Raw genomic sequence first — 13,829 nt, 5'->3', positions numbered from 1 at the left:
CCCCTTATGCTATAGAGTATGAACCGCAGGGCTGGGTTTACTCTTATTGAGCTACTGATCACTATTACAATTATGGTGACGCTTATCACGCTTTCCGTCGTGTTACTTCGTAACAATCAGCAAAATTCTCGCGACGAAAAACGCAAAAGTGATGTCACCGCCATCGCTCAGCAACTGGAATCCTACTACAGCTCCGGCTCCGACCCCGCAAGCACGTATCCGCCAGGAGAATACCCTCCAACCAGCTTCGTTAACAGCCTTGCTAATATCAAACTCGCGCTTCGTGATATTGACACCAAATCGCTCTGGGCCCCCGATGTCGATACCTCTGGTGCAACAAGCTTCACCGTGGCCACCAATACTACCACCCCTAGTCCGAATGTCAGTATCTATACCTACATGCCTCTGGCTTCAGACGGTTCACTTTGCCAAAATAGTTCCCAGGAATGTCGAAAGTTCACCATCTTTTACACGCTTGAAAGTGACACGAGTACCGTTTTACAAGTAACGAGCAAGGTCCAATGAAAAACCAAGATGGATTCTCAGCCGTAGAATTGCTTATTACGCTTTTTATAGCAGCGATTTTCATTGCTACAGGATACCAACTTTACTCTGTCGTATTAAAAAACGGTACGGATGCTAATCAGCGCTCAATCGCCAGCGGTATCGCATACGAAAACCTTCGCCGTTATGTTCCTCAGGTTACCAACCCTTGCTCTAATGTTACACCTAGTCCCACCCCAAGTATTCCATCTGGTAGTGGTCTGTCTAATCCATCGATTACCGTTACTATCGATTGCCCTTATGGACTTGGCGCTTTGGTAGGGAGAGTGTATGTTTCTGTAAAATATGGCAACCCACAGCAGGAGGTCGTTCATGCGATTTTTGTCAACAATTAAAAAACGAGCAGAAGAGGGTTTCACGCTTGTCGAAATTCTTATCATCGCCCCCGTCGTCATTATCGTTATCAGTGGATTTATCGCTCTTATTATCACCATGGTCGGTGATGTGCTTGCCATTCGTGACCGTAACAACATGGCGTTTGAAATACGCAATACGCTCGACCGCATCGAACAAGACACACGCCTTAGTACCCAATTTCTTACCACTTCCAATACTCTTTTGTCACCCCAAGGAAGCGACAATAACTTTACCGGAACAGCCGCCTTTAGCAACACTAATTCCCTGATTCTCGGTACACTTACAACAGATAAAAATCCCACAGACACAACCCGTCAGCTGGTATTTTACGCGAAGCAACCTAATGACTGTGGCCCACAGCAAAGCTATAATAGGCCTTTCATTAGCAAAACGATGTATTTTATAAAAAATGGCTCTCTCTGGCGCCGAAGCTACCTCTTTAATTGGAATCAGAATGCCACACCAAATGACGAAACCCTTTGCTCGGCCCCATGGCAACAAAACTCATGTAGCCCTGGATATACCGCTTCACGCTGCCAGACAAACGACGTCGAAATGATGCAAAACGTCAGCAGCTTCAGTGTCAAATATTATGCCACGCCACAAAGTACGACGGATATCGGCGCCATCAATGCCCTTTCCGCAACCTCAATTGAAGTCACGATCAATGGCCAAAAAACTATTGCCGGAAGATCTGTCACAAATGCTGGAACCGTTCGCGCGGCAAAGATAAACAATATCGATGCCGACCTGGCCGCGCCCACTACACCAACTGTCTCCTCGACTGTCTCCGGACCTAATACGATCACCTTCTCATGGCCAGCAGTACCCGCGGCAACTTCTTACAATGTCTCATACAACATCAATGGCGGTAGCTGGGTAAACGCCACTAACGACAGCACCACGACCAGCTTCAGCGTGAATGCTTACCGTAATGACACTGTGACTATTCAAGTGAGCGCACGCAACTCAACCGGCACTTCAGCAGCCGACCAAGAGGCGGCCACTCTCCCACTGTGGACGGACTGCGATCTGAAAAACGGATGGGTTAACTACAGCCCCACTCCTGGGTATTCAGGAGCTGCCTATACCAAGACAAATAATGACATTGTAGTGCTCAAAGGAATGATCAAGAGCGGTACTGTAACTGACGGCACCACTGTATGTACCCTGCCCCCAGGGCTACGACCCGCCTACCCACAAATATTCCAAAATTCCAGCCCAGATTCTGCCTCTCGTATCGACGTATGGCCTGATGGCAACGTTACTATTAGCAACGCCAACGCCGGCTGGGTAAGTCTTGAAAATATACGTTTTGTCGCAAGTACAGCCTCATACACATGGACTAACCTTACCCTGAGCAATGGATGGACAAACTTTGGCAGCCCTTACCCACCAGCCCTTCAGTACACCACGGACACGGTAGGACGGGTCATCGTACGCGGTATGATCGTTCAGGGTACTTTTGCGGACCAGACTCTTATCGCGGCCCTGCCTGCGTCAAAACAGCCCTCTCAGTATCTTATCTTTCCGGCGCGCGGAGGGAGCGGATTTAATGCCCTGGGCATAAACTATGCGGCCGGAAGAGGTATAGAATCCAAAGGTGGCATAAACCCTAACGGTTGGTATTCTCCACAAGCTATATATTACCCAAGCAGCTTTGCGGGATGGAGCAGTCTTACCTTCCAAAACAGCTGGTCAAACTTTGGCAGTGGATTCACAACAGCACAATACACAAAAGCGTCTGACGGTCTCGTGACTATCAAAGGTATTATTAAGGGTGGAACCTCTTCCGGAACGCTGCCAGTTGCACAACTCCCAGCCGGCTACCGACCAAAAGAAAAAGTCCTCGTGCACACTATTAGCGCAGCCGGTTATTCACGACTCGACATCGACACAGACGGAAAGATATATCCAGTTATTGCCAACACCACGTACACCGGTCTTGACGGCATATCCTTTATGGGGGATCAGTAGCTACCCCATATAAATTATTAAATAGTGCTTGCGCTTATGCGGACGTAGTAGTATATTACAAACATACACTTCAAAAAATAATTAGGGGGCAAGAGAAAATGACTCTTAACAAGATAAAAACTTTAAAGGAAGAACGCGGCTTTACCATCGTTGAGCTTTTGATCGTGATTGTGATTATCGCAATCCTGGCTGCGATTGTTATTGTTGCCTATAATGGTATTCAGAATCGAGCACGCCTATCTTCTGCACAAGCGGCAGCTCAGACCATAGTCAAAAAATCAGCCGCGTATGCCTCAGATACAACCGCAGGGTTATATCCAACTACATTTGGAGCTCTAACGAGTGCTGCAAGTAGTACGACCTACAATGTACCAACCGGTACTGTCACTCTACTAACTTCAGTTCCAAGTTCAGCACCCGCATCGCCTAACTCGATCCTCTTCTATACTTGTGGATCAGGTGCCGGTGTTAAGATCGGTTACTGGGATTACGTGGCTAATGCCGCGGTCAGCACAGGTACTACCTTTACATCTGGTGATGTCGGCGGTACTTGCACATTAGCAACCACTTAATATTCAGTTTGATCTCTAAAAAGCCACCGGTATTACTCGGTGGCTTTTCATGCCACATGAAGAGAGCCTCCGGGAATAAGTTCCGGAGGCTCGTACTCTTCAGCATTCTCTCCTAATTCATCACACTCTTCAGATCATCCTTGTAAGCGATCTGACCATCTGCGTTAGGATGGACGGAATATTCAGGATTTGAGATGACTATCCCGTTGAAAAACGAATTGCTCGAACACGCGTCATGACCCACGAAGGCACCATTGCTTACAGGAACAAACACCAGTCGATTAGTCTGATGCTGAACCTTTACCGCATCGACTACACCCTCAATCGTATCATTCAACAAGCCCGTAACTTCATGAGCCGCACGAGCATCCCCCCAATTGTTTGGAAATTCGTCATAAAGACCACCGCAATCTTGGTCAAACGGGTCATCGACGGTTTTATAGGGGGCAATCTGAGGATATCCCAATACGTAAATGTTAGCGTTTTCCGCTTTATTCAGAAGGACAGTGTAGAGATTCTTGAGTTTGTCCGGAAGCTCGTTATTGATCTTCCCAACCGTAGTCGTGTAGATATCCGTGAACTCGTCACAAGTCCCGTGCGTCAAATTAATAGGGAATAGGCATTCATATGCAAAGTCTCCAAATCCTACGTCGTTTCCTCCTATTGTGATCGTTACTGTGCTTGTAGCCTCCGACAAAGAGTCAACTTGAGTAGGCTCTATCCCCTTTCCTATCGGATCATCACCTTCTGGTATACCCAGTACGTCATTTGTGGTTGCGCCCGAACATGCAACAAAGGCAATTTGCCCAAGATCCAACTCGTTCTGTATCAGCCGAGGATACGCGCGAGAACTTCGGTGGCACTTATCCACTCCATTCTCGTCCGTCCCTGCCTCAAATAGCGGGTTTCCTTCACCGCTTGAAAATGAGTCACCCAAAGCCGCATATTTTGCAGGAGGCGCGGAAGTCGCTGGAATTTCACCTCCGTATCCCGGGTAGCTAATCGCAGCGTTTACGAACAGTGGCCTCAAGCTATAGCCACCCATACTTTCAGTCGAAGTTGCTGCGACAGATTCATTTTCCCAGTAGGATGGTGTCGAACTTACTTCCCTCAGTGCCATGGAAACTACCGGAGTACACTTATCGTCACCCCCACCCGCACCCAAATCATCAAACTGAATACGCAGGGAGTATACATACCCATCATCCGTATTCGTCAAATATGCTTGCTTTTGAGGGCCCCAATAAATTGAATTAGAGGAGAAGGCAATTTGCGCAGACGCTGAAGGTGTAAATACCACATACACAGCGTCCCCGATAGGACTCCCGCTATCCGGATAAGAAACGTTATTATTATGCTGCTGAACAACAGCCCAACCGCCTCCACCCGTGCGAGCAGCAGCCCAATCTGCAAGCGTTGCATCCCTGGTTGCTCCTCCAATTACTTGTGTTCTCGAAGTCCACGACGATGAATTGACCAAGATACTTGTCCATGAAGAGGTTATATCCAACGAAGCACAAGTTGGCGTACCTTGAACTCCAGACCTCGACAAGTGAACACTATCCACATGGCTGATGACATCATCATAATCACTCGCCGCACTTGCAACACCCGGAGATACCACAAGTGATACAAATAGTGTCGCTACGAGCAATAGCGCTCGAATGCTATATTTAATCCGTTTCATGACCTTCCCTATTCTGAGTTGTCAATGAACGAGCTACTAGCTTATGCTTTGCTGAAGAGCGATTACACTATATCATGCGCGTCAATTAAAAATATTAACTACTGATTAAGCTAATGCTATCTGTCGCTTGGCAAGGGGAAGTCGAGGACGAATTGTTTCACTTCTTCGCGTAGACTTGCGAGCGCAGCTTCGTCATCGCGAACGTCGATAGCTTGTTTCATCCATTCGGCAATTTGAGGCATATGCTCTTCTTTAAGCCCACGAGTTGTAATGGCTGGTGTACCCAGGCGAATGCCGCTTGGCTTGAATGGTGGCAATGGATCGTCGGCAACTGAGTTTGCGTTTAGCGTAAGACCGATTTTATCAAGCGCTCGCTCAGCCACTTTGCCATCGATCCCAAAGCTTTTGTAAACATCGGCCAGTATTAAATGATTACTCGTTCCACCTGTTATCAGCTGAAAATCACGTTTTTGTAGTTCATCCGCGAGCACGGCTGCATTTTTTACGATTTGCTCGGCGTAGCTTTTAAACTCGGGCTCCAGCGCCTCGCCAAATGCGACAGCCTTGGCCGCAATAACGTGCATATGCGGGCCACCTTGCATGCCAGGAAAGATAGAACGATCAATGAGCGTTGGGATATTTTCCAGCGTTTTTTCCGGCTTCTTGAGAGGGTTGCCGACTGTTCCTCTAGAAAGAATAAGACCACCGCGAGGACCACGAAGGGTTTTGTGAGTTGTTGTTGTAATAACATGGAAACCGTAATCGAACGGATTTTTCGCCACACCTCCAACGATAAGGCCGGCAATGTGTGCCATGTCGGCCATCAATAGAGCCCCAACTTCGTTACCAATGCTTGCAAATTTCGCATAATCTAATTCACGGGGATATGCGCTGAAACCAGCCAAGATAATCTTTGGCTTGTGCTCTAGCGCAAGTGCTCGCAGCTCCTCATAGTCTATCTCACCAGTCGCAGGATCTTTCATTTTATAGCGAATAAAGTTGTATAAATGGGCGCTACGAGTCACGGGAGCTCCATGAGTAAGATGCCCACCGTGAGATAAATCCATCGCCAGCACCGTATCGCCCGGCTCAAGCCATGCACTATATACTGCTTCATTTGCCGGTGCACCGGAGTGAGGCTGTACGTTTGCATGATCGGCTTTAAACAATTGCTTGGCCCTATCTATCGCCAGCTGCTCAATTTGGTCGGTAAATTCTTGGCCGCCATAGTATCGCTTGCCCGGATACCCTTCAGAATACTTATTAGTGAAAATGCTTCCAAGCGCAGTAAGGACATCCCGAGAGACATAATTTTCGCTCGGAATAAGCTCAAGACCTTCTCTTTCCCTTTTTTCTTCCCCAGCAATTAAATCGGCAACCTGCGTGTCATTCATAGCATTTTCTCCTCTTTACCCCTATTATATCACCTATTGTTTTTATATCATGTATGATATAATTTTTATATGACAGATGATTATAAGGTAAAAATCGGAAATCTTATTCAAGAGGCGAGACTTTATCGTGGCCTCACCCAAGCAGAGCTAGCTAAAGAACTTGGCACGAGCCAAAGTGCTGTAAATCGTATTGAAAAAGGTGGCCAAAACATTAGCCTTGAGATGGTCGCCCGTATCAGCGACGTTCTTTCAAGCGATATCGTCACCCTCAATAAGACTGGCAAGATTAACTTTCGTGTCCATGGCGGCAAAAAACTATCCGGCACAATTGAGGTAAAGACGAGCAAAAACGCAGCCGTCGGCCTGCTTTGCGCCTCGCTGCTTAATCGTGGTAAAACTGTTTTTCGCCGCGTTGCCCGTATTGAAGAAGTTAACCGTATCATTGAAGTGCTGCAAAGTATCGGTGTAAAAGTTCGCTGGATCGGCGACAGTAACGACCTTGAAATTATCCCCCCAAAACACCTTGCCCTCGATAAAATCGATGTCGAAGCAGCCAAGCGCACACGATCAATCATTATGTTTCTTGGCCCGCTTCTTCATCAGTACAACGATTTTAAGCTACCATTTGCCGGCGGATGCAACCTCGGCACACGCACGGTTGAGCCGCACCTGGTAGGACTGGCTCCATTCGGCATGGATGTTGAAGCTAAACCCAACACCGACTACTACCACGCTACAGTTAAAGAAACGAGGCTTGAGCGAGCTATTCTCCTCACAGAGCGCGGCGAGACGGTATCGGAAAACGTTATCATGGCAGCCGCACTATACGAAGGAACAACCATCATTCGTAATGTCAGCTTCAACTACATGGTACAAGATGTTTGCTTCTTCCTTGAAAAACTAGGCGTTAAAATTGAAGGCATCGGTACGACCACGCTGAAGATTACGGGACTTAAAACCATCAATAAAGATGTCGAGTACTTCCCAAGTGAAGACCCCATTGAAGCTATGAGCCTTATTGCCGCCGGCATCGTTACCAATTCCGAGATTACCATCACTCGCGTGCCGATTGAATTTACCGAGATCGAGCTTGCCGTGCTAGAAGGCATGGGGCTCGATTACTCACGAAGCGAAGAATACAAAGCACGCAACGGCCACACTCGCCTGGTTGATATTACTGTGCGCCACTCCGAGCTTCATGCGCCAAAAGACAAGCTTCACAGCATGCCCTTCCCGGGTGTTAATATGGATAATCTCCCCTTCCTTGGCCTTATCGCCACCAAAGCCTATGGCCGCACTTTGCTTCACGACTGGAGCTACGAAAACCGCGCCATTTACTTCACCGAGCTTTCAAAACTCAATGCCAAGATTGAAATGGTAGATCCACATCGCGTCTACATTACAGGTCCAACAAAATGGAAGGCAGCAGATGTCATTGCACCACCTGCGCTTCGTCCTTCCGTAGTTGTATTACTTGCAATGCTGGCCGCACCGGGCACTTCGGTTTTGCGCGACGTTTACTCAATCAATCGTGGATACGAGGACTTTGCAAATCGCCTTAATTCCCTAGGTGCTGAAATAGAAACAATCCGCGAAATATAGTAGTCTTACTCTGTTAAATGTGCTACAATAACCTACGAAACACGTATGGCGAATGTAGCTCATCTGGTTAGAGCGTCGGGTTGTGGTTCCGAAGGTAGTGGGTTCGATCCCCATCATTCGCCCCAAGTAAATAGACTCTGCACGCAGGGTCTTTTTACTTGGAGAATTGACAGATTAAATACTTACGGCTAGGGTGAATAAGTGATGAGGCCCTCATCACCAGACAAACAGGAGCAAACGTGACGCAGCAAAGGTTTTCACTCGAAGTCGTTCTAACCTGTATCGGATTCTACAAGATCGACAGCAACATTCCGATCATGGCCAACGAACCGACTCTCGTGAACCTCATCGCATTCATGGACAGAGAAATCACAAGCGAAGAACAGCTCGAAATGCTCACAACCCGCCGCGTGCTTGTGGTCTCTGCGTCCACTACCGGATGTTTTCTTGCCAGGCAGTTCCCTGAATTGGCGAAAGTTACCTATCCTCACGAGGAGACTGATCCCAATCACTACCTCCCGTGGCTTCGCGAACTGCACGCACGGTTCGGTGCAGATCTTGTGGTGACTTCGCAGGAAGGCGCGGAACTCACCGAAGACGAAAGGTATGAGCTATTGCAAGTCAATCAGGCCTGGAAGGATCGGTATAACCTTTAGCTCTTCGGGGTGAGGCAGCGTTCTCCTGTTTGTCTCACTCCTATGCTTTATTTTTATAAGAATTTATGTTATAATATTCACACGAGAAGAATCGATCAGGAGGGAGTTGCGAGTATTCACATCCGAAGAACTCTATGAGGTATGCCGACGCATACTCCTCGAATCATCCGGCACCTACTACTACGATGCGCATTACTTCCGCATAGGGGTGGAAGGAGAGACCGCTCGACTCAGTAACTACATGGACGTTTTTGTCTCGGGTTTTCAGCAAAACGAAGACCAAGAGGCCCAACGTCTGGAACTGCTCCAGCAGGACGCTCCTGCTTCGGCCTCAACCGTCTCACTCCGACGAGTGATGAGGGATACATGATCGTTCGGCCGAAAGACTTAGCCGACACCTTCATGAAGCGCACCATACTGGGTGCTTCTGGCAGCAGCTCGCTCCACCACGACAGCGCGGCTATCTTTTACCGAAGGCCGGCTCATCAGTGATCCTTCCGGCGAACCATGGCTCGTGAAGGCGTACGAAGCGCTGAAGAACTGCCTCTAGAGACGGCTTGTACGCTCTGTCGGTACCGCTCTACTTGTACACACGTGCAAATAGAGCGGTATTTTAATTACGCGAATGGATTATAGCCGCGAGATGGCGGCTCACGAAAACTCTGGCGCGGGGGAAGTGGTGAAGTGCGCCTTGGAACACCCACACCTCTTGTATTAAAACGTTGCCTACTTGATGCATCTTCGGCCTGACGCAGCGGACTATCCATATCAGTGCGGGCAGTTTCACGCATATCGCCCCGACCAATAAGGGAGTCTCCGTAATGGCGCACAGCCTTACGGTTGCGGTGAACGTGCATGCGATCCTGAAAATTCTGCGTGTCGGTTGAGCCGATTGAATCACCGTGAGCAACTCGCGCATACGCATTCGAGTGGAATATTTTTTCATTGGGATCCGTAGGGTGAACAAAGCGTTGTATATTCATAATATCCTTATGCTTTTTATTATAGCCGACCTCCTGGTATAATGGAAAAGATCTTTAGCCTGCGGGCGTCGTATAATGGCTAATATACGTGCCTTCCAAGCATGTGATGCGAGTTCGATTCTCGCCGCCCGCACCAAGATGTGATCAGTAAAAGCACCTTTTCGGGTGTTTTTACTTTTTGTCGAACATTGCCTCCACAACGCGCGCATACATCCTTCGCACCTCTTCCTTATCGTCCAGATTATGCTGAAGATATTTCTGTGCCGTAACCCCACTATTTACTTCAAGTATAGTTAATTCACCGGAGGCAAGCCGAACTATATCAATCGCACACACCCGAAGCCCAATTATTTCCTGGGTTCGCTTGGCAAGCTCCATGTATTCTTTTCCTGGCGAGCTTGCAATAGGCTGGGCCCCTTTACTGAGATTGAAAACCTTAAGGTTGCCGATATCGACTGGCTGCTTACCGTAGGCAAAAAGCAATTCCCCATCAAGCATAATAAGCCGCGTTTCCTCAATAATACTCCTCAAGGGAGAGACGGCCCAAGCTTCAATACGTTGGTTGCGCATAAACTCTTCCGCTTTTTTGTCATCATAAAAGAGCCTCACGTGCTGGCCACCTAGGCCGGTCAGCGGCTTTACCACAACCCCATCTTTCCAATCTAGCGCCTGCCACTCCTTCTTGGCATCATGAAGCCGAATAAGAGTGTGCGAGATTGCAGGAATTGCATACGCTGCCAAAAGTTCAGAGGTTGCAACCTTGTCCTTGCTAATGCTACTCGCCACCGAGCTATTAAGATCAAAAGTATAGCCCAAAATACGAGCTGTTCGGTCGTTTTTGCGTAGCTCCAAAAGCCAGTTTCCAGAAAGCAGACGCAGCGCAATTGACTGCTCGCGGCAGATCTCACCAATCATCTCCACAAACCATCGACTCCCTTCTTCTTGTTGCATGATCTCATTATATACGAGAACCCCTGTTGGACGCGGCAAAGTTTTCTCGCTATAATACCAAACATGCCCCGGTAGCTCAGTGGATAGAGCAAGAGACTTCTAAGCTTTTGGCCGTTGGTTCGATTCCAACCCGGGGTACCATAGTGCTTATGTTTTAAAGGGGACTTCTCCGGAAGTCTTTTTTATTTGATATTATAGATACATGAAGTTATATCTCTCCTCAATAGGCATTCCAGCTCCTGAAGAACTTGTAACACTTTTAGGAAAACCTCTAGATACCACAACAGTTGCGCTCATTCCAAATGCCAAAGATTACTATAGTAAACGAGCATGGGAATTTACAATCAATAGCCGTATTGAATACATGAAAAGTCTTGGATTGAATATTGAAGTCGTCGACCTCAAGAATTACATGGAAGAATCAGCACTTAAAAATAAGCTGTCAAATTACGACTTTATTTGGGCAATGGGCGGTAATACCTTCATGCTTCGCTATGAAATGAAACGCAGCGGCTTTGATAAGATCATCCAAGATCTGCTGAATCAAGGAATTATATATGGTGGCGACAGTGCAGGAGCACTTGTGGCTGGATTGTCTATAAACGGCATAGAATCCGCCGACGAACCCGGCTTTTCCGAAGAAGTAATTAATAGCGGTATAGGTATCGTTCCTTTTAGCATTCTTCCCCATCTCGATAATCCAGAATTCTCTGAAGTTGTGCCATTATTCAAGAAGCTGCACCAGCAAGAAGAAATTATCGAGCTAAAAGATTCGCAAGCAGTTATATTTGAAAACGGTACGCATCGAATCGTTAACGGCCAAGTGCCAGCTCAGTTCTAATAGCGTACAACACGCTGTACCAAATCTCGTTAATAGATACGATTCAGTTCGAACTTATAGACTATTTTGTAGGCTTATCTGTTATTTAGTTCTAACCTTTAATTGACGAGTAGAAGACGAGCTTATAGTCATCGGGATCTTTAACCGCAAATTCACGCTTACCCCAAGGCCAATCCTTGGGTTCACTCGATACTTTAATACCGTTATTTATTACTAAGTTAAATTGTTCATCAACATTTTCTGTCTCTATATATGTAAATACACCAATGCCTTTGGGTGTAACTCCTGCTTCATCCGCGATCTCTACTTGTTTCTCGTCCATAAATGCGAGAGTAAAATCATTTAATTTAACACGCACGGCATCATCCGTCGCAGCCACCTCAAAATCGAGATTTTTGTAGAAATTTGCTGTTGCACCTAAGTCTTTAACGAAGTACAGGTTTGAATGAATTCTTTTTATATTGCTCATGTACTCATTGTAACAAATCATCCGCACACCCCTGCTTATACCAACAATTCAGTTCTAATTTCGTACAACACGCTGTACCATAGCGCTTATGTTTTTTAAGAGTTGATTTAGAATTTAATTCAAATAGACCAAGAAATCCTTAGGTATTCCGTCCTCGTAGCTTATCTATAATAATCCCTATCAGACTTCTTGAGCGAGAGATAGATTTCAACTTTGTGCCTACGCTTGTAAGAGAGAGGCTGGGTTCTAAGCCTTGTAGCGCATTCTGTGCATCATTGTATGGTTTGATTGGTATATATGTATACATGTGGGTTTCGGAGGTGTTTCCATAAATATCTACAAACCTTTTTCTACGTTCAATATATGCTTTTTCAAGCTCACTTTTTCGTTCGTCTGATTGAGCCGCCTCAAGATTATCATTATAGTCTTTTGCATAATCTGCTAATACACGTTGCATATTTGTTCGAAGTTCTTGCTGTGTTTGTTCAAACGTAATATTCGTTTTTAGGGTAGCCGCATGATCATAATCTTCACAGCGCATATAAAAATCCGATATCTTATCGGTTTCGTTTCGATCAAAATCGTTTATAAATAAATGCTTATAAATGCCCCAACTCGATACCGGCATGAGCTTCACTTGATCTGCCTCAGCAGATGGAAATGGAGTGCTCACGCTTACCTTAGAAAGATGTTGTTCTGCTTCTTCAATTTCTAATAATACTACGCTGGCAGCACGACGCTTCTCGTCTCTTTTTCCCTTCCTGTATACACCGTACGCAAAAGATCCCACAACCAAAGTAACGAATGCATTAAAGAACTGTGAGTTAATAAAATTCTCTAAGGATTGAAACATATTGTTTATTGTGACTTTACGAGATAGTATATGCAAGTATAAGCAAAATATAAATTACTATACTATTCGAAAAACACCAGGCAGTGTATAATGAATATATGAAGAAATCTGGAAATAAGTCGAACGGTTTAGGCATAAGGGTAAAAAACCCTTCTACTATCGTTGTGCCGAATCCACAGATTAAAATTATCTCTTTGTAGCTATTAAACCGTTAGCTCAGTTCTAATTTCATACAACACGCTGTACCATTTCGAGAATTTATTATTCTGATCTGTAATTCTGATTCGAGTATTACATAGGCCAAGTTGGAATTGGAAACTATTTCGAAGGTTATATTTTATTTGTTATGATAGCCACATGTCATTAATCTACATCACAGGCATGCCTAGTTCTGGAAAGTCTACCGTCAGACACGAACTTCAACGCAAGGGCTTTACTGCATATGGCGGAGCCGAGGATGGATTAGCCGCATTTTTTAATAATGAGACTGGCGAAAGAATCAACTGGGTTGAGTCAAGCAATCGCACGGCTGAATGGAACGAACATCATACATGGAAGATCCCACGCAAAACAATTGAAGAAATAAAGCAAAATAGCGAAGATAAACCCGTCTTTCTGTGTGCTGTTACACGTAATGATAAGGACGAGTTATGGGATCTATTCGATAAAGTCATCGCGCTGACAATTGATGAAGATACCCTGAAACATCGTCTAGCAACTCGCACAAACAACGATGTTGGTAAATCCAAACACGAACTAGAAATCTTAATTGAGCGACAAAAAACAGCCAAGGTCGAATACGAAAAACTTGGCGCATACCTTGTTAACGCTACTCAACCGATCGACCAAGTCGTGGAAGACATTATAAAGATCGCAACACCCACCTAGTTAGTTGCCAACTCAGTTCTAATTTCATACAATAC

At 46.0% G+C, this 13,829-nt stretch carries 15 protein-coding genes and 3 tRNA genes; 12 read left to right on the top strand and 6 right to left on the bottom strand.

Annotated elements, in window-relative coordinates; genetic code table 11:
• The first annotated feature begins 18 nt into the window (after window positions 1-18).
• The 4 genes from VFH06_02395 (at window position 19) to VFH06_02380 (ending at window position 3,470) form a co-directional block, all read left to right on the top strand.
• On the top strand, window positions 19-525 hold the full coding sequence (locus tag VFH06_02395; GenBank protein ID HET6746933.1) for a type II secretion system protein: 507 nt from the start codon (window positions 19-21) through the stop codon (window positions 523-525).
• On the top strand, window positions 522-899 hold the full coding sequence (locus tag VFH06_02390; protein ID HET6746932.1) for a prepilin-type N-terminal cleavage/methylation domain-containing protein: 378 nt from the start codon (window positions 522-524) through the stop codon (window positions 897-899). The genes VFH06_02395 and VFH06_02390 overlap by 4 nt, the downstream gene beginning before the upstream one ends.
• Entirely contained in the window at window positions 877-2,898 is a 2,022-nt protein-coding gene (locus VFH06_02385) for a fibronectin type III domain-containing protein (GenBank protein ID HET6746931.1), read from the top strand. Before VFH06_02390 ends, VFH06_02385 begins: the two co-directional genes overlap by 23 nt.
• Before the next feature lie 98 nt (window positions 2,899-2,996).
• The gene (locus VFH06_02380) at window positions 2,997-3,470 is read left to right on the top strand and encodes a prepilin-type N-terminal cleavage/methylation domain-containing protein (protein HET6746930.1); all 474 of its coding nucleotides are present in this window, start codon (window positions 2,997-2,999) and stop codon (window positions 3,468-3,470) included.
• A gap of 112 nt (window positions 3,471-3,582) precedes the next feature.
• Here VFH06_02380 and VFH06_02375 read toward each other — a convergent pair whose 3' ends face one another.
• Window positions 3,583-5,157 (bottom strand): SGNH/GDSL hydrolase family protein, encoded by a 1,575-nt coding sequence (locus VFH06_02375; GenBank protein HET6746929.1) that lies wholly within the window; start codon window positions 5,155-5,157, stop codon window positions 3,583-3,585.
• A gap of 116 nt (window positions 5,158-5,273) precedes the next feature.
• Complete coding sequence (glyA, locus tag VFH06_02370) at window positions 5,274-6,551, bottom strand: serine hydroxymethyltransferase (protein ID HET6746928.1); 1,278 nt, start codon at window positions 6,549-6,551, stop codon at window positions 5,274-5,276.
• 69 nt (window positions 6,552-6,620) lie between these two features.
• On the opposite strand from glyA, the gene VFH06_02365 reads away from it, so the two are divergent.
• The 4 genes from VFH06_02365 (at window position 6,621) to VFH06_02350 (ending at window position 9,179) form a co-directional block, all read left to right on the top strand.
• Entirely contained in the window at window positions 6,621-8,153 is a 1,533-nt protein-coding gene (locus tag VFH06_02365) for a UDP-N-acetylglucosamine 1-carboxyvinyltransferase (protein HET6746927.1), read from the top strand.
• 48 nt (window positions 8,154-8,201) lie between these two features.
• Window positions 8,202-8,278: transfer RNA gene (locus VFH06_02360), tRNA-His, on the top strand.
• A gap of 114 nt (window positions 8,279-8,392) precedes the next feature.
• The gene (locus VFH06_02355; protein ID HET6746926.1) at window positions 8,393-8,809 is read left to right on the top strand and encodes a hypothetical protein; all 417 of its coding nucleotides are present in this window, start codon (window positions 8,393-8,395) and stop codon (window positions 8,807-8,809) included.
• 106 nt (window positions 8,810-8,915) lie between these two features.
• Window positions 8,916-9,179: a hypothetical protein gene (locus tag VFH06_02350; protein HET6746925.1), complete on the top strand. Its 264-nt coding sequence runs from the start codon at window positions 8,916-8,918 to the stop codon at window positions 9,177-9,179.
• A 247-nt stretch (window positions 9,180-9,426) separates the two neighbouring features.
• Here the strand turns inward: VFH06_02350 and VFH06_02345 are convergent, their stop codons facing one another.
• Window positions 9,427-9,792 carry a hypothetical protein gene (locus VFH06_02345; protein HET6746924.1) on the bottom strand — a complete coding sequence of 122 codons (366 nt, stop codon included), beginning with the start codon at window positions 9,790-9,792 and terminating at the stop codon, window positions 9,427-9,429.
• A gap of 61 nt (window positions 9,793-9,853) precedes the next feature.
• On the opposite strand from VFH06_02345, the gene VFH06_02340 reads away from it, so the two are divergent.
• Window positions 9,854-9,928: transfer RNA gene (locus VFH06_02340), tRNA-Gly, on the top strand.
• Between the two features lie 35 nt (window positions 9,929-9,963).
• Here VFH06_02340 and VFH06_02335 read toward each other — a convergent pair.
• Window positions 9,964-10,743 carry an ATP-grasp domain-containing protein gene (locus VFH06_02335; GenBank protein ID HET6746923.1) on the bottom strand — a complete coding sequence of 260 codons (780 nt, stop codon included), beginning with the start codon at window positions 10,741-10,743 and terminating at the stop codon, window positions 9,964-9,966.
• A 65-nt stretch (window positions 10,744-10,808) separates the two neighbouring features.
• On the opposite strand from VFH06_02335, the gene VFH06_02330 reads away from it, so the two are divergent.
• Together VFH06_02330 and VFH06_02325 are read left to right on the top strand one after the other, a co-directional pair.
• Window positions 10,809-10,884 (top strand) — tRNA-Arg (locus tag VFH06_02330).
• A 61-nt stretch (window positions 10,885-10,945) separates the two neighbouring features.
• Window positions 10,946-11,584, top strand: coding sequence for a Type 1 glutamine amidotransferase-like domain-containing protein (locus VFH06_02325; GenBank protein ID HET6746922.1), 639 nt, complete (start codon window positions 10,946-10,948; stop codon window positions 11,582-11,584).
• Between the two features lie 91 nt (window positions 11,585-11,675).
• Here VFH06_02325 and VFH06_02320 read toward each other — a convergent pair whose 3' ends face one another.
• Together VFH06_02320 and VFH06_02315 are read right to left on the bottom strand one after the other, a co-directional pair.
• The gene (locus VFH06_02320) at window positions 11,676-12,053 is read right to left on the bottom strand and encodes a VOC family protein (GenBank protein ID HET6746921.1); all 378 of its coding nucleotides are present in this window, start codon (window positions 12,051-12,053) and stop codon (window positions 11,676-11,678) included.
• A gap of 139 nt (window positions 12,054-12,192) precedes the next feature.
• A complete protein-coding gene (locus VFH06_02315; GenBank protein HET6746920.1) occupies window positions 12,193-12,906 on the bottom strand; it encodes a hypothetical protein in 714 nt (237 codons plus the stop codon).
• Between the two features lie 357 nt (window positions 12,907-13,263).
• On the opposite strand from VFH06_02315, the gene VFH06_02310 reads away from it, so the two are divergent.
• The gene (locus VFH06_02310) at window positions 13,264-13,794 is read left to right on the top strand and encodes an AAA family ATPase (GenBank protein ID HET6746919.1); all 531 of its coding nucleotides are present in this window, start codon (window positions 13,264-13,266) and stop codon (window positions 13,792-13,794) included.
• Window positions 13,795-13,829: the final 35 nt, after the last annotated feature.

Source organism: Candidatus Saccharimonadales bacterium, assembly GCA_035697325.1.
Taxonomy (GTDB): domain Bacteria; phylum Patescibacteriota; class Saccharimonadia; order Saccharimonadales; family Saccharimonadaceae; genus JALRBM01.
Note: the sequence above shows the minus strand (reverse complement) of the source record. Positions and strands in the feature narration are given on the sequence as shown.